The following is a 19,932-nucleotide window of genomic DNA, read 5'->3' as shown; positions in this document are numbered from 1 at the left end:
CAAGTAGACTGGGCGCTCCGCCATCGACTCCTGGAGTGCCATGTTCGACCCCACCACCTGGGACGCGCCGTTCGGCGTCGTGGTGCTGGCTCTCTTCGTCATCGTGATGCTGCGCGCCAACGGCACCTACTGGCTGGGGCGAGCGATAGCCGCGGGAGCCAGCCGGAGCCGATGGGTGAAGCTGCTGGAGTCCCGTCACTACGCCACCGGGGCCCGCTGGCTCAACAGGTGGGGCGCCCCCGCCGTGTCGCTGTCGTTCCTCACCATCGGGATCCAGACCATGGTCAACCTGGCCGCCGGGGTGGCCCGGATGCCGCTGCGCCGCTACCTCCCCGCCGTCACGGTCGGCTGCCTGATGTGGGCATTCATGTACGGCACGGTGGGCTTCATCGGCTGGGTGGCGGTGGTGGCGCTCTGGGAGCGGTCCCCCGCGCTGACGGTGACGCTGCTGGCGCTGGCCGTGGCGGGGGTCGCCTGGGCGGTCGCGCGCCGCGACCGGACACCCGTGGCCGCCCCGGCGGAGTAGGCTCGCCGGCGTCGCACCTGATTCCCGCGAGGAGACGCCATGGCCGATACGGGTCGCACCGACCGTCTGCTGCGTTCGCTGCGCCTCCGGCCCACCGTCCCGGACGCGCCTGCCCTCCCCGTCGCCGAGCCGGAGCCGGACCGGAACTCCGCCCGCACCGGCGTGACGTCCATCGTCGACGCGGGCATCTACGTGGCCGGTCGGCGGATCGCGACCCCGGCCACCTTCGACGAGGCGTTCAACCTGCTCGACGAGCATCCCGAGGGCTTCGCGTGGATCGGCCTGTACCGGCCGCGACACTCCGACATGGCGCTCCTGGCCGCCGAGTTCCGGCTCAGCCCGCTCGCGGTCGAGGACACCATCACGGCCCACCAGCGGCCCAAGTTCGAGCGCTACGAGGACGTGCTGTTCCTGGTGCTGCGGGCGGCGCAGTACATCGACCGGAGTGAGACGGTCGACTTCGGCGAGGTGCACGCCTTCGTCGGCGACCGGTTCGTGGTCACCGTGCGGCACTCGGAGACGCCCGACCTGACGCGGGTCCGGAAGGAACTGGAGGCCACGCCGTCGGTGCTCGCCAAGGGGCCGAGCGTGGTGCTGCTGCGCCTACTCGACGGCATCGTCGACGACTACACGCCCGTCGCGATGGGCATCGAGAACGACATCGACGAGATCGAGACCCAGGTGTTCACGGGCAGTTCGAGAGTGTCGCGGCGGATCTACCAGCTCTCGCGTGAGGTCATCGACTTCCAGCGGGCCGTCCGCCCCCTCAAGCAGATCATCGAGGGCGTCCGGGCGGACCGCGTGTTCGCCTCCGCGGGCGAGCGCCGACGCCAGGAGTTGCGCGACATCGAGGACCACGCCATCGCCATGATCGAGCGCGTCGACGCCCTCCGGGAGACCCTGAAGGGCACGCTGGACCTCAACATCTCGCTCCAGGCGCAGCGCCAGAACGAGGAGATCAGCAACATGACCGCCGCCAGCCTCAAGCAGGCCGAGGAGACCCGACGGATCGCGGCCTGGGCCGGCGTGCTGTTCGTGCCGAGCCTGGTCACCGGCACCTACGGCATGAACTTCGCCGCGATGCCGGAGCTCGAGTGGGCATGGGGCTACCCGTTGGCGCTCGTCCTCATGCTCGCCTCGGGCATCGCGATGTACACGGTGTTCAAGCTGAAGGACTGGTTGTAGCCCTCACCGCGACACTCACGCGAGCTTGCGGGCCGCGCCCTTGTCCGCGGACTGCGCCAGCATCCCGAAGATCTTCAACGCCGTGGAGACCTCACGCTCGCGGGACTTCGGCGCCCAGCCGGCGGCGTCCTGGGCGGACCGCCGGGCGGCGAGCGTCTCCTCGTCCACGTTGAGGGTCAGCGCGCGGTCGGGGATGGAGATGGTGATGGTGTCGCCGTCCTCGATCAACCCGATGGCGCCGCCCGAGGCCGCCTCCGGCGAGACGTGGCCGATGGAGAGGCCCGACGAGCCACCCGAGAACCGGCCGTCGGTGATGAGCGCGCACTTGGGGCCGAGGCCGAGCGCCTTGAGGTACGACGTGGGGTACAGCATCTCCTGCATGCCGGGCCCGCCCTTGGGGCCCTCGTAGCGGACGATCACGATGTCGCCAGGCTGGATCCGCTTGCCCAGGATGGCCTCCACCGCGTCGTCCTGGGACTCGGTGACGACGGCCCGGCCCGTGAACTCCCACTGGTCCTCCGGCACGCCGGCGGTCTTGACGATGGCGCCGTCGGGCGCGAGGTTGCCGGTGAGGACCGCGAGGCCGCCGTCGACGGTGTAGGGGTGCTCCACAGACCGGATGCAGCCGCCCTCGGCGTCCGTGTCGAGGCTCTCCCAGCGGTTCGTCGACGAGAAGGCCTCGGTGGTGCGCACGCCACCCGGGGCGGCGTGGAACAGCTCGATGGCCTCCGGCCGGGCCTTGCCGCTGCGGATGTCCCAGCCCTCCAGCCACTCCCGCATGGTGCGCGAGTGCACGGTGGTGACGGTGTCGTCGAGCTTGCCGCCGCGGTACAGCTCGCCGAGGATGGCGGGCACGCCGCCGGCGCGGTGCACGTCCTCCATGTAGTACTTCGCCGAGTTGGGGGCCACCTTCGCGAGGCAGGGGGTCACCCGGGAGATGGCGTCGATGTCGGCCATGGTGAAGTCGACCCCCGCCTCCTGCGCGGCGGCGAGCAGGTGCAGCACGGTGTTGGTTGATCCGCCCATGGCCACGTCGAGCTTCATGGCGTTGGAGAAGGCGGCCTTGGTGGCGATGGACAGGGGCAGGACGGAGGCGTCCTCCTCGTCGTACCACCGCCGGCACAGCTCGACGACGAGGCGCCCGGCCTCCTGGAAGAGGCCCTTGCGCGCCGACGCGGTGGCCAGCGTCGAACCGTTGCCGGGGAGCGCGAGGCCGACGGCCTCAAGCAGGCAGTTCATCGAGTTGGCGGTGAACATGCCGGAGCACGATCCGCAGGTGGGGCAGGCGTTCTCCTCGATGCGGCTGAGTTCGTCGTCGGTGACGTTGGGGTCCACGGCCGAGACCATGGCGTCGACCAGGTCAAGCGACTTCACCACGCCGTCGTCGTGGACCACTGCCTTGCCCGCCTCCATGGGTCCGCCGGAGACGAACACGGCCGGGATGTTGAGCCGCAGGGCTGCGAGGAACATCCCGGGGGTGATCTTGTCGCAGTTGGAGATGCACACCAGCGCGTCCGCGCAGTGCGCGTTGGCCATGAACTCGACGGAGTCGGCGATGAGCTCGCGGCTGGGCAGCGAGTAGAGCATGCCACCGTGGCCCATGGCGATGCCGTCGTCGACGGCGATGGTGTTGAACTCGCGGCCGACGCCGCCCGCCTCGGCGATGGACTCCGAGACGAGCTTGCCCATGTCGCGGAGGTGGACGTGGCCGGGCACGAACTGGGTGAAGGAGTTGGCCACGGCCACGATCGGCTTGCCCCAGTCCGAGTCCGTGATTCCCGTGGCGCGCCAGAGGGCGCGCGCGCCCGCCATGTTGCGGCCGTGGGTGGTGGTGCGGGACCGGAGTGCCGGCATGGGGATCCTCCAAGGGCGTGGACGTATCCGCTCAGGATACCCGGCAGGTCCTGCCCCGGGGGTGGCCGTCTTACGCCGCGGGGCGCCCGTCCTTGCCTACTCCCCCGTCGCGACCGGGCGCGAGGTGTGGCTGTACTGGCTCCACGAGCCCGAGTACAGCCGACCCCGGCCCAGGCCGGCGTGCTCCATCGCGATGAGGTTGTGGCAGGCGGTGATCCCGGACCCGCAGTAGGAGATGACCTCCGCCGCGTCGTCGACACCGGCGAACCGTTCCCGGAGCTCATCTGGGGTTCTGAATCGGCAGTCGTCGGTGAGGTTGCCGGTCATCGGGAAGTTGCGGGCGCCGGGGATGTGGCCGGCCTTGGGGTCGATCGGCTCCGTCTCGCCCCGGAACCGCTCCGCGCCGCGCGCGTCGATCACGAACGCGCCGGCGGCGGCGTCGTCGATGTCGGCGAGGGCGGCGTCGGGCCAGGAGGTTACCGGGAACTCGGCGCGGAGGGGTCGCGGCGTGTCGGTGCTCAGGTCGCCCTCCCAGGCCTGGAGCCCGCCGTCGAGGAGGGCGGCGTCGTGGCCGAGGATGCGCAGCAGCCAGACCAGGCGTCCAGCCATGGCCCCGCCTGCGTCGTCGTAGGCCACGACGGTGTCGCGGCCCCCGATGCCGAGGTGGCTCAGCCCCTCTGCGAAGGTGGCCGGGTCCGGCAGCGGGTGCCGCCCGCGGTGCGGCGACGGCGGGTCTGCCAGCACGTCGTCCATGGGCACGAACACCGCCCCCGGGATGTGCCCGGCAGCGTAGGCGTCGCGGCCTGAGCGCCCATCGAGGTAGTGCCGCACGTCGGCGACGATCGCGTCGGGATGCGCCGCGAGCCAGTCCAGGTCGATCACGGGAGGAATCACGTGCACAGCCTATTCCCCGGCCATGTCGGGGTTGAGGCGGACACTGCGCCCGCGAGGACCCGACCCCGGACAAGGCGACGACTTTGTCACGAACTAACGTGGGTTCAGTCAGCCGCGACACCGGAAGAAGGCTTCGATGACGAACTTCGCTCACCTGCTGTCACCCATCACGATCGGCAGCCTGACCCTCGACAACCGCTTGCTGCTCACACCGATGGGCACCGAACTCGGCACGCACGACGGGAAGTCGACGCCGGCCGAGGCCGCCTACTACGCAGCGCGCGCCAAGGGCGGGACAGGGCTGGTCATGACGGGCATCAACTTCGTCTCCGGCACCTTCGACCCGATCGCGCCAGGCCTGGCCCGCATCGACACCGACGAGCACACGGCGGGCATCAAGGCCATCGCCGACGCTGTGCATGCCGCCGGCGGGAAGCTTGCCCTCCAACTGACGATGGGCCTCGGCCGCAACAACCAGTACTGCCAGAGCCTGGACATGGAGCCTCGCTCCTCGTCGGACAACACCTGGTTCTTCGACCCCTCCGTCATCTGTTCACCGCTGACGGTCGAGGAGATCGCGACGATCATCGCCGACACCGGCCGGGCCGCCCGCCGCGCCTTCGAGGCAGGTGCGGACATGATCGACATCCACGGCCACACCGGCTATCTGGTGGACCAGTTCATGAGTTCATGCTGGAACCGCCGCACCGACGAGTACGGGGGCTCGGTGGAGAACCGCTGCCGGTTCGCCGCGGAAGCCATCGCCGCGGTGAAGGAGAACGCGCCGGGCCTCCCCGTGAGCTTCCGGATCTCCGTCAACCACCGGTTCCCGGGCGGCCGCACCGCCGAGGAGACCATCCCGATCGTGCAGGAACTGGAACGCGCCGGGGTGGACCTCCTCATCTGCGACGACGGCTCCTACGAGGCGATGGACTACGTCTTCCCGCCGTACTACCTCGGCGACAACTGCATGGTCAGCGCGGCGGAATCGGTCAAGCCCCACGTGGGCATCCCGGTCGCGGCGTGCGGCAACATCACCCCGGCGAACGGCGAGGAACTGCTGGCTCGTGGCGTGGCGGACATGATCGGCATCGGACGAGGACTCATCGCAGACCCGGACATCATCGTGAAGATCAAGGCCGGCGAGGAGTCGCGTATCCGCCCCTGCATCCGCTGCAACCAGCTGTGCACCGGCAACGCGTTCAACGGCAAGGCACTCGGCTGCGCCGTCAACCCCGAGGTCAGTCACGAGCACGAGTGGCGCATCACGCGCACAGACACGCCACGGCGGATCGCGATCGTCGGCGCAGGGCCCGCCGGGTTGGAGGCGGCCCGCGTGGCAGGGCTGCGTGGCCACACCGTCGACGTCTATGAGAAGGCGGACCACCTAGGGGGCGTGCTCTTCCCGGCTGCCACGCCGGACTTCAAGCGCGAGCTGCGCAAGATGATCGACTGGTGGGCGGGCGAACTCGCCCCCCTGGCCAACGTGACCGTGCACCTCAGCCACGAGATCGGCCCGGACTCGCCGGAGCTTTCGGAGGCGGACGAGGTGATCGTGGCCACGGGCTCGTCGCCGCTCGTCCCTCCGATCCCGGGCATCGGGAAGCCGAATGTCATGGAGGTCATCGAGGCCCACACGGGCGGCCGGCCGGGCCGGCGGGTCGTGGTGTGCGGTGGCGGGCTCTCCGGGGCGGACCTCGCCCTCGAACTCGCGGAGGACGGTCACGAGGTCACGCTGGTGGAGATGGTCGACGAGATCGCCCGGGACATGTTGTTCCTCAACCGGGTCTCGCTCCTCCGTTCCCTGGATGAGTACTGCGTCCGCGTGCTCACCGGGCACACCGTGCGCGAGGTCACCGACGAGGGCGTAGTGGCGAGCGGGCCGGAGGGTGAGGTGCTGCTGGCATGCGACACCGTCGTCACCGCCTTCGGCGTGCGGCCCGCGACCTCGCTGCCGCTGGCGCTCGCCGCACTGGGGCCGAAGGTGCACCCAGTCGGGGACTGCGTCTCGCCGCGCAAGGTGGGCGACGCCATCAACGACGCGTACGTCCTCGCCTACTCCCTCTAGAGGGAGCGCTCAGCGGGTCGCCTCGACCAGGGCGAGCAACGCGGCCGCGTAGGCCTCCGCGGGGTCGTCGTCGATGAAGGAGCGCGCCGGCTGGCCCGGGATCTCGATCACGACGGCGTACTCCCCCGTCGTCGAGCGGCCCAACGACCGGAACGTGCCGCCGAGCAGGTCCCGCAGCTGGTCCTCCCGCGGCAGCCACAGCGCCTTGTCCGCCGGCACTGAGTCCAGCGCCCACTCGGTGGTGCCGTTGAACGCGAGCAGGGTCCCCGTGGAGTGCTCCCGGGCCTCGACGACCATGTTGGCGAGGGTGAAGACCTCGTTCTCCAGGTCGGTGGCCCGGACGACGAACCGGTCCCCCTCGCCCGGCCGCCACGAGATCCCCGACTCCGCCAGGCGTTCGGCGGTGCGCACTGAGATCATCTTCGGCTCCTCATCGATTCGGGCTGCTCTCCTGCATGCCCATTGTGCCGGTCGACGCAAGGAACGCCGCGAGGGGGCGCGCACCATAAGGTGCGCGCCCCCTCGTCACGGAGCGTTGCCGCGCGGTGCGCAGCTGGTCAGCTGCAGCCGCTGGTGGAACCGCAGCCCTCGCACACGTAGCACGAGCCGCTGGGCCGCATCTTCGTGCCGCACGTCATGCACAGGGGCGCGTCCACCTCGCGGCCGGTCAGCGACTCCATGAGCTCCGCCGTGGTGTGCGCGGTGCTGAAGTCCGAGGGCGACGGGGCGTCGATCAGGGAGGGCTGGCGGGCGCCGTCCACCTTGAAGTTGTCCCCGGCGTCGTTACGGAGCGACACCGCCTCCGGCATCGCGGCCTCGTCCTCCTCGGAGAGGTAGGAGCCGGTCTCGACGTAGCGGGCCCGCTCCGAGGCCGTGTAGATGCCCAGCTCGGCGCGGTCGTCGAAGCTGAGGTAGTCCAGCGCGAGGCGACGGAAGATGTAGTCCATGAAGGACTGCGCGATCCGGATGTCCGGGTCGTCGGTCATGCCGGCGGGCTCGAACTTCAGGTTGGTGAACTTCTGCACGAAGCTCTCCAGCGGCACGCCGTACTGGAGGCCGATCGACACCGCGATCGAGAAGGCGTCCATGACGCCGGCCAGGGTTGAACCCTGCTTGCCGAGCTTGAGGAACACCTCACCGATGCGGCCGTCCTGGTAGGCGCTGGAGGTCATGTACCCCTCGGCGCCGCTCACCGCGAAGCTGGTGGTCCGCGACGCACGCGACTTCGGCAGGCGCTGGCGCTTGGGGCGGTACTCGATGCGGACCTCGGGCTCGGCCTTCTTCTCCTCCTTGGTCTCCTTCTTGCCGTCGGAGAGCGGCTGGCCCACCTTGCAGTTGTCGCGGTAGACCGCGAGCGCCTTCAGGCCCAGCTTCCAGCCCTGGAGGTAGACGTCCTCGATCTCCTCGACCGTGGCCGTCTCGGGCAGGTTCACCGTCTTGGAGATGGCGCCCGAGAGGAACGGCTGGACCGCCGCCATCATCCGCACGTGGCCCATCGGCTTGATGGAGCGCGCGCCCATCGCCGTGTCGAACACCTCGTAGTGCTCCGCGGCGAGGCCGGGGGCGCCGATCACGTGGCCGTTGGCGCCGATGAACTCGACGATGCCGTCGATCTCCTCGGAGCTGTAGCCCAGGCGCTTCAGGGCCCGCGGGATGGTCTGGTTGACGATCTGCATGGACCCGCCGCCGACGAGCTTCTTGAACTTCACCAGCGAGAAGTCCGGCTCCACCCCGGTTGTGTCGCAGTCCATCATGAAGCCGATGGTGCCGGTGGGCGCCAGCACGGACGCCTGCGCGTTGCGGAAGCCGTTCTTGGCACCCAGCGTGACCACCCGGTCCCACTCACGGGTGGCGACGGTGTGCAGCGCCCGGTCGTCCGCCAGGACGCGCAGGTCGTCGTTGGCGGCCTGGTGCTTGCGCATCACGCGCTGGTGCGCCTCCGCGTTGAGCGCGTAGCCGTTGTACGGGCCGACGACGGCGGCCAGTTCGGCCGAGCGACGGTAGGACGTGCCGGTCATGATCGACGTGATCGCCGCGGCGGTCGAACGCCCGCCGTCGGTGTCGTAGCCCTTGCCCATCGCCATGAGCAGCGCGCCGAGGTTGGCGTACCCGATGCCCAGCTGGCGGAAGTTGCGGGTGGTCTCGCCGATGGGCTCGGTGGGGAAGTCCGCGAAACAGATGGAGATGTCCATCGCCGTGATGATGAGCTCCACCGCCTTGACGAAGAGCTCGGCGTCGAAGGTGCCGTCGGCCTTGAGGAACTTGAGCAGGTTCAGCGAGGCCAGGTTGCACGACGAGTTGTCGAGGCTCATGTACTCCGAGCACGGGTTCGACGCGGTGATGGGGCCGGTGACGGGGTTGGTGTGCCAGTCGTTGATGTGATCGTGGTACTGGATGCCGGGGTCCGCGCACTCCCAGGCCGCCGTGGCGATCTTGCGGAACAGGTCCTTGGCGTCCACCTCCTCGATGACCGAACCGTCGGTGCGCGAGCGCAGGCCGAAGCTGGTGCCGGCCTCGACGGCGTTCATGAACTCGTCGGTGACCCGCACGGAGTTGTTGGCGTTCTGGTACTGGACCGAGGTGATGTCCTTGCCGCCGAGGTCCATGTCGAAGCCGGCGTCGCGCAGGGCGCGGATCTTGTCCTCCTCGCGGGCCTTGGTCTGGACGAACTCCTCGATGTCGGGGTGGTCGACGTCCAGCACCACCATCTTCGCCGCACGCCGGGTGGCGCCGCCGGACTTGATGGTGCCGGCCGACGCGTCCGCCCCGCGCATGAACGACACGGGCCCGGAGGCCGTCCCGCCCGAGCTGAGCAGCTCCTTCGACGAGCGGATGCGAGACAGGTTGAGCCCTGCGCCGGAGCCGCCCTTGAAGATGAAGCCCTCCTCCTTGTACCAGTTGAGGATCGAGTCCATCGAGTCGTCGACGCTGAGGATGAAGCAGGCGCTGACCTGCTGCGGGGAGGGGGTGCCGACGTTGAACCAGACCGGGGAGTTGAACGAGAAGTACTGGTTGAGCAGCATCCAGGTGAGCTCGTGCTCGAAGACCTCGGCGTCCTCGTCGGAGGCGAAGTAGGCGTAGTCCCGCCCGGCCTTGGCGTAGGTCTTCACCACCCTGTCGATGAGGGTGCGCAGGCTGTCCTCACGCTGCGGGGTGCCCAGGGCGCCGCGGAAGTACTTGGTGGTGACGATGGTGGACGCGTTCACGCTCCAGGACGAGGGGAACTCGACGCCACGCTGCTCGAAGACCGTCTCTCCGGTGCGCCAGTTGGTCTGCACCACGTCGCGGCGGTCCCACTCCACCTCGTCGTACGGGTGGACACCCTGCTTGGTGAACACGCGCTCGATGACGAGCCCCTTGCCCTGCGCGGACCCCTTCGTTCGCGTGGCGCGTGCTGCTGCTGTCGTGGTCATAGTTCTTCCCCTCGATCTTCCTGGTGTGCTGGGTGATGCTGCTGAATGTGTGTCAACTGATGAGCGGCTGCTGCGCCGACGCGACTTCGATGGGGACCGCGCCCGCGCGGAGTTCCTTCTCCGAGGCGCTGAGCCGGAGCAGGTCGATCTCGCGTTGGAAGTCGTCCACTGAGTCGTAGTTCTTGTACACGCTGGCGAAGCGCAGGTAGGCCACGGAGTCCAGTTCCTCGAGCGGGCCGAGGATGGCCACACCGATCTGCTCGGCCGGGATCTCCGCCTGGCCCGACGAGCGCAGTGACTCCTCGACGCGCTGGGCGAGCGCGGCCAGCTGTGCAGCCGTCACCGGCCGCCCCTTGCAGGCCTTGGACACGCCCTTGATGACCTTGTCCCGGGAGAACGACTCGACCACGCCGGAACGCTTCACCACCGTCAGTACGATCTGCTCGACGGTGGTGAACTTGCGCTCGCAGACGGGGCAGAACCGCCTCCGCCGGATGGCCGAACCGTCGTCTGCCGCGCGCGAATCCGACACCTTGGTGTCGGCGTTGCGGCAGAACGGGCAGTGCATGACCGGCGGACCTTCCCTGGGGCGACAGCGGAGGGCCAACCTTGCCACGCTATGGCCGAGACCACAACTTGTAGGGAAATGACACCGCTGCAACTACTAGATATAGGGACAGCCTAGGCGCGGCGTGGCGCAGAGGCAAGGGCGAAACGCCCATGGATCCAGCCGGAATCCGCGGGATTCAGGGCGAGACGTGCGCCCAGGCGGGATCCCCGGCGACGTAGCGGACGGCCGGGTCCGACTGGGCCATGCTGACGAACTGGGCGCCCGTGACCGCGACACCGACCGCGGCCAGCAGGCCCACCGCCGCGACCTTCACCGCCAGCAGCGGAGACACGCGTGCCGGCCGCGACACCTGGCAGGAGGCAACGGCGCCTACCCTCCCCGGAGCGACGGGCCTGGCGGGGTGGGCCTGCGGGCCGACCTGCGCGGAGCGGCCTGACGGCGCGGCGGTGACGACCCGACGCGCGCCCGCGTCGACAACCTGGAAGCGAACCGTGCTGGTGGCGGTCATGGCAACCTCACTCCTCGTAGAACGTCTGTTCGATATGAACTCTAGCGGATCCGCCGCCCGAATGAAACACCCGTTCTAGCCGGGCGCCTCTTCGTGGCGACCTGCACAGTCCATCGCCGACCACTGACAGTTTCTGCGGCATGCGCGACACACCGGCCGCATTTAGAACACACGTTCGCGGCCGCAGTAGGCTGTGCTCATGGCTGATGAGACGAAACGCCCCAAGCGGGGCCGCCCCACGAACGCATCCATCGAGGCCGAGTTCGGCAACATCGCGTCCTTCCCGGACGGCCCCGAGAACTCATACGGCCTCACCACCCGGCAGCTGGCCATCCTGCGCGTCGTGCAGCAGTCCATCGAGGAGGTCGGCTACCCCCCGAGCATCCGCGAGGTGGCCCAGCGGGCGGGCCTCGCCTCGACGTCGAGCGTCACGTACCAGCTGAAGGTGCTGGAGGAGAAGGGGTTCCTCCGCCGGGATCCGCACCGCCCCCGGGCCGTGGTGGTGACCATGCCCGGCGAGGCCGAGATGGACGCCACCCAGAGCTTCGACGCCACCCCCCGCTCCGTCACCGCGCCCCTGCTCGGCCGGATCGCGGCCGGCGGCCCCATCCTCGCCCAGGAGCAGGTGGAGGACGTGTTCGCCCTCCCCAAGCAGCTCGTGGGAGACGGCCAGGTGTTCCTCCTCGAGGTACGCGGGGACTCCATGATCGACGCGGCCATCTGCGACGGCGACTGGGTGGTGGTGCGCCAGCAGCCCGACGCCCACAACGGCGACATCGTGGCCGCCCTCCTCGACGACGAGGCAACGGTCAAGACGTTCAAGCGCAAGGACGGGCAGGTGTGGCTCTTGCCGCACAACCAGGACTACTCCCCCATCGACGGCACGCACGCCACCATCATGGGCAAGGTGGTCGCGGTCCTACGGAGGCTCTAGGCCGCTGCTACTCGGCGCCTCGGAGGCGTCGCAGCGCCTGCACCGCGACGTCACCGTCGGTGGTCATCCAGAATCCCGGCAGCGAGGACTGCAGGTAGTCGCCGTACCGCTTGGTGACCAGCCTGGGGTCCAGCACGGCCACCACGCCCCTGTCCTCCATCCGACGGATCAGCCTGCCGGACCCCTGGGCCAGGAGTAGTGCGGCGTGTGAGGCCGCCACGCGCATGAATCCGTTGCCCCCGGCGTCGTCGACGGCCTTCTTGCGCGCCTGCATCAGCGGATCGTCCGGGCGTGGGAAGGGGATCTTGTCGATGATGACGAGCTGGCAGGTCTCGCCCGGCACGTCGACGCCCTGCCACAGCGACATGGTGCCGAACAGCGAGGTGCCGGGATCCGCGACGAAGGTGCGGGTGAGCTCGGAGAGCTGTGCGTCGCCCTGGCACAGCAGCGCCAGGTCCGGGAGCTCCCGCCTGCAGTACTCGGCGGCCTGCTCGGCGGCGCGGCGCGACGAGAACAGCCCGAGCGTGCGGCCGCCCGCCGCCCACATCAGCTGCGCGATCTCGGCCAACGTGGCCTCGTTCATGCCGTCGCGGCCCGGTGGCGGAAGCCTCTTCGCCACGTACAGGATGCCCTGGCGCTTGTAGTCGAACGGCGAGCCCACGTCCACGCCGCGCCAGGCGAACTCGTCGGGGGGGTCTGCGTCGTCGGTGAGCCTGTCGTTGTAGTTCAACCCCATCGAGCTGGCCGCAGCCTCGAAGGAGCCGCCGAGCTCGAGCGTGGCCGAGGTCAACACCGTGGTGGTCTCCGCGAACACCTGGTTGCGCAGCAGCCCGGCCACGTTGAGCGGCGCCACGTAGGCTGCGCGGCCGAGGATGTCGGATTCGGTGACCCACACCACGTCCGCCTCGGACAGCTTCGCGATCCGCTCGGCGACGTCGAAGATCTCCTTGACCGCCGCGGATGCCTGCAGCCGCTCAGCGTCATCGGTGACCTTCCCGAGCGCGCTGACCACCCTCCGGGCCACGTCGCGGAGCTGGGCGGCCGCGTAGGGCAGGGGCGCGGAGCCGGCGGTGATCCGCGTGAGCTCCGATTCCGCGAGCGCCTCGCGCAGCACATCGGCCTGGTCCAGGAAGTCCACGCCAAGATCGTCGTCGAGCCAGGGCAGGGCGCGTCGCGCCGTGCGCTCGACCACGCCGGGGGTGAGCTCGTCGGTGGCGGCGGTGGTGATGCGGCTCACCAGCTCGTGCGCCTCGTCGATGATCACCGCCGCGTGCTCCGGCAGGGCGGTGCCGCCGTGCATCGCGTTGATGGCCAGCAGCGCGTGGTTGGTCACCATCAGCTGAGCGCTGCGCGCCTCTTCACGGGACGCCTCGACGAAGCACTCGGCGCCGAACGGGCAGGTGGCCACGCCCAGGCACTCCCGGGTGGGGATGGAGACCTGTGCCCATCCTCGGGCGGTGTGGGAGGGGGCGTCGTCACGGTCCGCCAGGCCCTTCCGCTGCGCCTCCTCCTCGATCCACTCGCGCAGGGCCAGCACCTCGATGCCGAGCTTGGACACGTCGTCCGACGGCGAGGCCGCCTCGGCGAGGGCCGTGCTGCCCACCAGCGAGTCCTGCTCCGGCCGGCCGCCCGAGCGCGCCCGGTAGAGGCAGGCGTAGTTCGTGCGGCCCTTGAGGATGGCGGCCTTGGGGCGCGTGCCGGTGACCTCCTCGACGGCGTCCAGCGCGGTGGGGATGTCCTTGGTGGCCAGCTGGGCCTGGAGCGCCAGGGTGGCCGTGGCCACGACCAGACGCTGGTCGGTGTCCACGCACCGGGCCAGCGCCGGGGCCAGGTACCCGAGTGACTTGCCGGTGCCCGTGCCGGCCTGGACGAGCAGGTGCACGCCGCTCTCCAGAGCATCCGCCACCGCATCTGCCATCGCCTGTTGACCTGGCCGGGCCTGCCCGTGGATCTCACCGACGGCCGCCGCCAGGATGCGGGAGTGGTCAGTCACGGACGAAGGCCGCCAGCTCGTCCGCCAGGTCCCCGCGGACCCGTGCCGTGATCAGCGTGCCCTCGCCGGTGTGCTCCAGAGAGTCGATGACCGCCGTCTTGTGCACCTTGTCCACGAGGTCTCCGCGCTCGTAGGGCACGAGCACCGTCAAGGCGACCTCCGGCCGCGGGAGCCGCTCGTCGACGACAGCACGCAGCTCGTCCATGCCCCGACCGGTGCGCGCCGAGACCACGAGCGCATCAGGGTGGTTGGCGCGCAGGGCGAGGATGGTGGCCTCGTCAGCGGCGTCCGCCTTGTTGAGGACCAGCAGCTCGGGCACCTGGAGGGCGCCGATCTCCCCCAGGACCGTACGGACCGCGGCGATCTGCCCCTCCGGGTCCGGGTCCGACGCGTCGACGACGTGGAGGAGGAGGTCCGCCTGCGCCGACTCCTCGAGGGTGGAGCGGAAGGCCTCGACCAGGTCGTGCGGGAGGTGCCGGACGAAGCCGACGGTGTCGGTGAGGGTGTACACCCGGCCGTCGGCAGTCTCGGTGCGCCTGGTGGTGGGATCCAGGGTGGCGAAGAGGGCGTCCTCGACGAGGACCCCAGCGCCGGTGAGGCGGTTGAGCAGGGAGGACTTGCCGGCGTTGGTGTAGCCGACGATGGCCACCGACGGCACCTGGTTGCGGCGACGCTCCGCCCGCTTGCCCTCGCGGGTGGCGTCCATCTCGCGGAGCTTGCGCCGCAGGATGGAGATCCGCGTGCGGATGCGGCGACGGTCAGTCTCGATCTTGGTCTCGCCGGGGCCGCGGCCGCCGATGCCCGCGCCTCCGGCGGCACGGCCGCCGGCCTGGCGTGACAGGTTGCCGCCCCAGCCGCGCAGCCGCTGCTTGAGGTACTGCAGCTGCGCCAACTCCACCTGGGCCTTGCCCTCGGCGCTCTTGGCGTGCTGGGCGAAGATGTCCAGGATCAGCGCGGTGCGGTCCACAACCTTGACCTTCACCCGGTCCTCGAGGTTGCGCAGCTGAGCGGGCTCCAGCTCCCCGTCGCAGATCACGGTGTCCGCCCCCGTGGCGCGGACCACCTCGAGCAGCTCGTCGACCTTGCCGCGGCCGATGAAGGTGGCCGGGTCCGGGTGGGTACGCCGCTGCACGAGCGAATCGAGCACCTCGGAGCCGGCGGTCTCCGCCAGCAGCGTGAGCTCGGCCATGGCGTTGTCCGCGTCCTCCTGGGAGCCGGAGGTCCACACGCTCACCAGCACCACGCGCTCGAGGCGGAGCTGCCGGTACTCGACCTCGGTGACGTCCTCGAGCTCGGTGCGCATGCCCGCCACGCGGCGCAGCGAATGCCGGGCCGCAAGCTCTTCCTGCTCCCCGTCGAAATCCGTCTCGACCTCGGCGTCGAGGTCCAGTTCCTGGTCAAGTGAGTGTTCAGTCATCGTCCGGCCATTGTCCCAGCCGGTGGGCACCGAACCAAGCCGCCCCCTCTCCCCTGTGGATAACCCACGGGGCAGAGGTGCCGGTCAGATCCAGAACTCGCCGCGACCCACGATGACGGCGGGCCCGGTCAGCCGCGCGTCGTCCCCCGTGAGATCCACGGACAGCTCGCCCCCCGGCACGTTGACCACGATGGGGCCCTCGAAGCCGGTGCGCGCGCGGTAGGCGGCGGCCGCAGCGACCACCCCGGTGCCGCAGCTCATGGTCTCCCCCACCCCGCGCTCGTGCACCCGCATCCGCAGGCGGCCGGGCGACTCGATGTGGATGAACTCGACGTTGACGCCGTCGGGATAGGCCGCGGCGGGCTCCCAGACGGGGGCATGATGCAGCTCGAGCTCGTCCAGGACCCCCCGCTCGACGAAGACCACCGCGTGGGGGTTGCCCACGTCCACCTTCACCGCGGGCCACGTGCGCTCGCCCTGCCGGACGGTGACCGCCTCGTCGACGAGGGTGGCCCTGCCGATGTCGGTGCTGATGAGCCCGTGGCGGGCGACCTCCACATGCTTGACCCCCGCGCGGGTGGCCACGTCGAACGACCCCGACTCCACGAGCTGCTCGTTGATCAGGTGCCTGGCGAAGACGCGCAGCCCGTTGCCGCACATCTCGGCCACCGACCCGTCGGCGTTGTAGTAGTCCATGAACCACAGGTTGGGCTCGCCCTGCCACTCGCGCATGCTGCCCGCGCGGACCACCCTGATGACGCCGTCGGCTCCGATGCCGGAGCGCCTGTCGCACACCACCTGGATGAACTGCGGATGCATGTCGTGCATGCCGTAGGAGTCGTCGAGGATGATGAAGTCGTTCTTCGTGCCGTGGCCCTTGTGGAAACTAAATCGCCGCACCGTGACCCCCTCCCGCCTGGTGGGCCAATCCTAGCGCCGAGAGCACCACCGCGACGTTGTCTGGGGCCGTTGCGTCCAGCCACGTGATGCGCGGGTCACGCCGGTACCAGCCCAGCTGCCTGCGGAAGAACCGACGGGTGGCGGCCTTGACCGCCTCCCTCGCCTGGTCAGAGGTGATGAGTCCGTCGAGGTGGTCCACCACCTGCCGGTATCCGATGGCGCGCACGGCGGTCACCCCGTCGCGCAGGCCGTGGTCCAGGAGACGTCGCACCTCGTCGACCAGGCCTGATCGCCACATGTCGTCGACGCGCTGGTCGATGCGCGCGTCGAGGGCCTCCCGCTCGAGGTTCAGCCCGAACTGGTGCACGTCCTCCAGCTCGTAGGTCCACTCGGGCAGGTGGGGGCGATGCCCCCCGGTCAGTTCGGCCACCTCCAGCGCGCGCACCGTGCGCCGGCCGTTGCCGGGCTCGATCTTGGCCGCCGACTCGGGGGAGATCTCGGCCAGCCGACGGTGCAGCTCATGGGGCCCCACCGCCTCGAGCTCGGCCTCCCACCTGGCCCTCACGTCGGCGTCGGAGCCCGGGAAGTCGAAGTGATCGACGATGGCGCGGGTGTACAGGGGCGAGCCCCCCACCATGATCGGGATCACCCCGCGCTCCCGAAGCCCAGCAATCACCGCGCGCGCCGAGGCCTGGAAGTCCGCCACGGACGCCTTCTCGGTCACCTCGGCGATGTCGATGAGGTGGTGCGGCACCCCGGCGCGCTCCTCCTCGGTGGGCTTCGCGGTGCCGATGTCCATCCCCCGGTAGACGAGCATGGAGTCAGCGTTGACGATCTCCGCCGGGCGGCCGGAGGCGGCCAGCGCGAGGGCCAGGTCGACGGCGAGGCGGGACTTGCCCGTCGCCGTCGGTCCGACGAGGACGATCAGAGGCACGGGCACCTCGCCAGTCTGCCACCCCCAATCGCTGCGGATGCACCCCTGGACACGTCATCCTTGAGGCACCATCAAGGAAAGGAACCCGCCATGGGACTGTTCGACAACATCGGAGACCTCGCCAAGCAGCACGAGGAGCAGATCGAGGCCGCGATTGACAAGGCCGGCGATTTCGTCGACGAGAAGACCGGCGGCCAGTACGCCGCCCAGGTCGATCAGGCGCAGGACTTCGCCAACGACCAGCTGGACAACGTGACCGGGGACCAGGAACCGCCGGCCCAGGCCTGAACCGCTGTCAGGCGCAGCCGGCGCTCACCTCGAGGGGCGCCGGCTGTCCGATCACGGGCATCCCCAACCCCACCCCGACCGGCTTGGGCGAGGCGGTGGCGGCCTCCCACGCATCTCCGCCCCTGGTCCGACGCAGCTCCCGGGGAGGCTCGTCGGAGTTGAGATGGTGGGGCGCCGCATGGGTGACCCTCACGGTGGCGATGTCCCCCGGTCGCGGCCGGAGCGCCGGGTCCGACGGCACGGCCACGTGCACCAGGCGGTTGTCGCGGGCACGGCCGCTCATCCGATTGGTCTCCGCGTCCTTGCGCCCCTCGCCGGTGGCGAACATCACCTCGACGTCCCGGCCTGCGAACGCCCGGTTCTCCTCCCACGCCAGGTCGTTGACCAGGTCCGCCAGGCGCTCGTAACGCGCCTGGGTGACGGCCTTGGGGACCTGGTGGGGCATGGTGGCGGCGGGCGTGCCGGGACGGATCGAGTACTGGAAGGTGTAGGCGGCCGAGAACCTGGCCCGCCTGACCACCTCCATGGTGGCCTCGAAGTCCGCCTCGGTCTCCCCCGGGAACCCGACGATGATGTCGGTGGTGATGGCGGCCTCGGGCATGGCCTCACGGACCCGGTCGAGGATGCCGAGGAACCGGTCGGAGCGGTATGAGCGGCGCATGGCCTTCAACACCGCATCGGAGCCGGACTGCAGCGGCATGTGCAGCTGGGGCATGACGTTGGGGGTCTCGGCCATGGCGTCGATCACGTCGTCGGTGAAGTCCTTGGGATGGGGCGAGGTGAATCGCACCCGCTCCAGGCCGTCGATGCCTCCGCAGGCCCGGAGCAGCTTGGCGAACGCCTTCCGATCGCCGAACTCGACGCCGTAGGCGTTGACGTTCTGCCCCAGCAGGGTGATCTCCTGCACGCCCTGCGCCACGAGCATCTCGATCTCGGCGAGGATGTCGCCGGGGCGGCGGTCCGCCTCATTGCCCCGGAGGGCGGGCACGATGCAGAAGGTGCAGGTGTTGTTGCAGCCCACCGAGACCGAGACCCACGCCGAGTACGGCGACTCCCGGCGGCTGGGCAGGTTGCTCGGGAAGGTCTCGAGGGCCTCCTTGATCTCGATCTGCGCCTCACGCTCGACCCGGGCGCGCTCGAGGAGGGTGGGCAGCGCGCCCACGTTGTGGGTGCCGAACACCACGTCGACCCACGGGGCCTTCCGCAGGATCAGGTCGCGGTCCTTCTGGGCCATGCATCCACCCACGGCGATCTGCAGACCCGGGTGCCGGGCCTTCACGCTGGCCATGTGCCCCAGGTTTCCGTAGAGCCGGTTGTCCGCGTTCTCGCGCACCGCGCACGTGTTGAACACCACCACGTCGGCTCCTGCGCCCATCTGATCCTGCGATCCCTCGGCGCGCGCCATCCCGGCCGCCTCGAGCAGTCCGCTGATGCGCTCGGAGTCGTGGACGTTCATCTGGCACCCGTAGGTGATGACGTGATAGGTGCGTGGGTCTGCCATGGTCCCACCATGCTAATCGCCCACCTGGGGGGCGCCGAATCCCCTGGGATCGGTAGGCTCACGCCCATGCAGAACAACCCCACCGGCCAGCAGTTCCACATCTCGCACGGTCGCTACGGCGCCGTCGTCACGGAGGTCGGCGCGACGCTGCGCAGCCTGACCCTGGACGGCCAGGAGGTGCTGTGGACGTTCGCCGAGAACGAGGCCCCCTCCGGATCGATGGGGCGCCAGCTCATCCCGTGGCCCAACCGCATCCGCGACGGCCGCTACACCTTCGCCGGCGTGACCCATCAGCTGCCGATCACGGAGGTGCCGCGGCACACCGCGCTGCACGGCCTTGACGAGGGCAAGCCGTGGAGCGTCGTGCGGCACACCGACGACGAGGTGGTCCTGACCGCCCGCTACTACCCGCAGCGCGGCTGGACCTCGGTCCTCGACGCCACCATCGGGCATCGGCTCACCGACGACGGGCTGAGGGTCACCGTCGAGGTGACGAATGTGGGCCAGGCAAGCGCGCCCTACGGCTACGGTGCCCACCCGTACCTTGCCGCCGACGTGTCGACGGCTGAGCTCACGCTCCCGTTCACCAAGGAGCTTCTGGTGGACCCCGAGCGCCTCCTGCCCATCGAGCTGGCCGACGTCACCCCGGAACACGACTTCCGTCAGGCCCGGGCCATCGGCGACACGCAGTTCGACACCGCTCTGGCGGGGGTCGACGGCCCGTGGGAGCTGTCCGTGAAGACCGGCGGCCGCACCGTCACGCTCTGGGCCGACGCGACGCTGCCGTGGGGCCAGGTGTTCACCCATCCGGACCGCATCGCGCTGGCCGTGGAGCCGATGACGTGTGGCCCGGACGCCTTCAACGAGGGCCCCACCCACGACGGGCTCATCGTGCTGGAGCCGGGCGCCTCGTCCCGGTCCGAGTGGGGGTTCCGGGTCAGCTGAG

General features: G+C 69.9%; 17 protein-coding genes. 6 read left to right on the top strand and 11 right to left on the bottom strand.

Annotation, left to right across the window (positions count from 1 at the left end; translation table 11 throughout):
- Positions 1-40 precede the first annotated feature (40 nt).
- Both ACX1D3_RS10175 and ACX1D3_RS10170 read left to right on the top strand, forming a co-directional pair.
- Positions 41-526, top strand: a complete 486-nt coding sequence (locus ACX1D3_RS10175) for a DedA family protein (protein WP_458993772.1) — start codon at positions 41-43, stop codon at positions 524-526.
- A 39-nt stretch (positions 527-565) separates the two neighbouring features.
- Complete coding sequence (locus ACX1D3_RS10170; RefSeq protein WP_458993771.1) at positions 566-1,711, top strand: magnesium and cobalt transport protein CorA; 1,146 nt, start codon at positions 566-568, stop codon at positions 1,709-1,711.
- Positions 1,712-1,726: 15 nt separating this feature from the next.
- On the opposite strand, the gene ilvD is transcribed toward ACX1D3_RS10170, so the two are convergent.
- Both ilvD and ACX1D3_RS10160 read right to left on the bottom strand, forming a co-directional pair.
- Positions 1,727-3,565, bottom strand: coding sequence for a dihydroxy-acid dehydratase (ilvD, locus tag ACX1D3_RS10165; RefSeq protein ID WP_458993770.1), 1,839 nt, complete (start codon positions 3,563-3,565; stop codon positions 1,727-1,729).
- Between the two features lie 96 nt (positions 3,566-3,661).
- Positions 3,662-4,459: a sulfurtransferase gene (locus ACX1D3_RS10160; protein ID WP_458993769.1), complete on the bottom strand. Its 798-nt coding sequence runs from the start codon at positions 4,457-4,459 to the stop codon at positions 3,662-3,664.
- A 136-nt stretch (positions 4,460-4,595) separates the two neighbouring features.
- Here ACX1D3_RS10160 and ACX1D3_RS10155 point away from each other — a divergent pair, with 136 nt between their 5' ends.
- A complete protein-coding gene (locus ACX1D3_RS10155) occupies positions 4,596-6,527 on the top strand; it encodes an oxidoreductase (RefSeq protein ID WP_458993768.1) in 1,932 nt (643 codons plus the stop codon).
- 9 nt (positions 6,528-6,536) lie between these two features.
- Here the strand turns inward: ACX1D3_RS10155 and ACX1D3_RS10150 are convergent, their stop codons facing one another.
- From ACX1D3_RS10150 to ACX1D3_RS10135, 4 genes are all read right to left on the bottom strand, one after another.
- Complete coding sequence (locus ACX1D3_RS10150) at positions 6,537-6,947, bottom strand: pilus assembly protein CpaE (protein WP_458993767.1); 411 nt, start codon at positions 6,945-6,947, stop codon at positions 6,537-6,539.
- Positions 6,948-7,084: 137 nt separating this feature from the next.
- Positions 7,085-9,940 (bottom strand): vitamin B12-dependent ribonucleotide reductase, encoded by a 2,856-nt coding sequence (locus ACX1D3_RS10145; protein WP_458993766.1) that lies wholly within the window; start codon positions 9,938-9,940, stop codon positions 7,085-7,087.
- Between the two features lie 52 nt (positions 9,941-9,992).
- Positions 9,993-10,508: a transcriptional regulator NrdR gene (gene nrdR, locus ACX1D3_RS10140; protein WP_458993765.1), complete on the bottom strand. Its 516-nt coding sequence runs from the start codon at positions 10,506-10,508 to the stop codon at positions 9,993-9,995.
- A gap of 178 nt (positions 10,509-10,686) precedes the next feature.
- Positions 10,687-11,019, bottom strand: coding sequence for a hypothetical protein (locus tag ACX1D3_RS10135; protein ID WP_458993764.1), 333 nt, complete (start codon positions 11,017-11,019; stop codon positions 10,687-10,689).
- Positions 11,020-11,218: 199 nt separating this feature from the next.
- Between ACX1D3_RS10135 and lexA the strand changes: the two genes are divergently transcribed.
- Positions 11,219-11,953, top strand: coding sequence for a transcriptional repressor LexA (gene lexA / locus ACX1D3_RS10130; RefSeq protein ID WP_458993763.1), 735 nt, complete (start codon positions 11,219-11,221; stop codon positions 11,951-11,953).
- A gap of 7 nt (positions 11,954-11,960) precedes the next feature.
- Here the strand turns inward: lexA and ACX1D3_RS10125 are convergent, their stop codons facing one another.
- The 4 genes from ACX1D3_RS10125 to miaA all read right to left on the bottom strand — a co-directional run bounded on the left by ACX1D3_RS10125 (position 11,961) and on the right by miaA (position 17,203).
- Complete coding sequence (locus tag ACX1D3_RS10125; RefSeq protein WP_458996523.1) at positions 11,961-13,871, bottom strand: ATP-dependent DNA helicase; 1,911 nt, start codon at positions 13,869-13,871, stop codon at positions 11,961-11,963.
- A 67-nt stretch (positions 13,872-13,938) separates the two neighbouring features.
- Positions 13,939-15,363, bottom strand: a complete 1,425-nt coding sequence (gene hflX / locus ACX1D3_RS10120; RefSeq protein ID WP_458993762.1) for a GTPase HflX — start codon at positions 15,361-15,363, stop codon at positions 13,939-13,941.
- 84 nt (positions 15,364-15,447) lie between these two features.
- Positions 15,448-16,263 (bottom strand): diaminopimelate epimerase, encoded by an 816-nt coding sequence (dapF, locus tag ACX1D3_RS10115; protein WP_458993761.1) that lies wholly within the window; start codon positions 16,261-16,263, stop codon positions 15,448-15,450.
- Complete coding sequence (gene miaA / locus ACX1D3_RS10110; protein ID WP_458993760.1) at positions 16,250-17,203, bottom strand: tRNA (adenosine(37)-N6)-dimethylallyltransferase MiaA; 954 nt, start codon at positions 17,201-17,203, stop codon at positions 16,250-16,252. Before miaA ends, dapF begins: the two co-directional genes overlap by 14 nt.
- 84 nt (positions 17,204-17,287) lie before the next feature.
- Here miaA and ACX1D3_RS10105 point away from each other — a divergent pair, with 84 nt between their 5' ends.
- Complete coding sequence (locus ACX1D3_RS10105; RefSeq protein ID WP_458993759.1) at positions 17,288-17,485, top strand: antitoxin; 198 nt, start codon at positions 17,288-17,290, stop codon at positions 17,483-17,485.
- A gap of 7 nt (positions 17,486-17,492) precedes the next feature.
- On the opposite strand, the gene miaB is transcribed toward ACX1D3_RS10105, so the two are convergent.
- The gene (miaB, locus tag ACX1D3_RS10100) at positions 17,493-18,986 is read right to left on the bottom strand and encodes a tRNA (N6-isopentenyl adenosine(37)-C2)-methylthiotransferase MiaB (protein ID WP_458993758.1); all 1,494 of its coding nucleotides are present in this window, start codon (positions 18,984-18,986) and stop codon (positions 17,493-17,495) included.
- Between the two features lie 66 nt (positions 18,987-19,052).
- Here miaB and ACX1D3_RS10095 point away from each other — a divergent pair, with 66 nt between their 5' ends.
- The gene (locus ACX1D3_RS10095; RefSeq protein WP_458993757.1) at positions 19,053-19,931 is read left to right on the top strand and encodes an aldose 1-epimerase family protein; all 879 of its coding nucleotides are present in this window, start codon (positions 19,053-19,055) and stop codon (positions 19,929-19,931) included.
- The last annotated feature ends 1 nt before the right edge of the window (position 19,932 follow it).

It is taken from the genome of Tessaracoccus yangjingae, assembly GCF_054483935.1.
The sequence above is the reverse complement of the archived record's forward strand: the minus strand, read 5'-3'. Positions and strand labels throughout refer to the sequence as shown.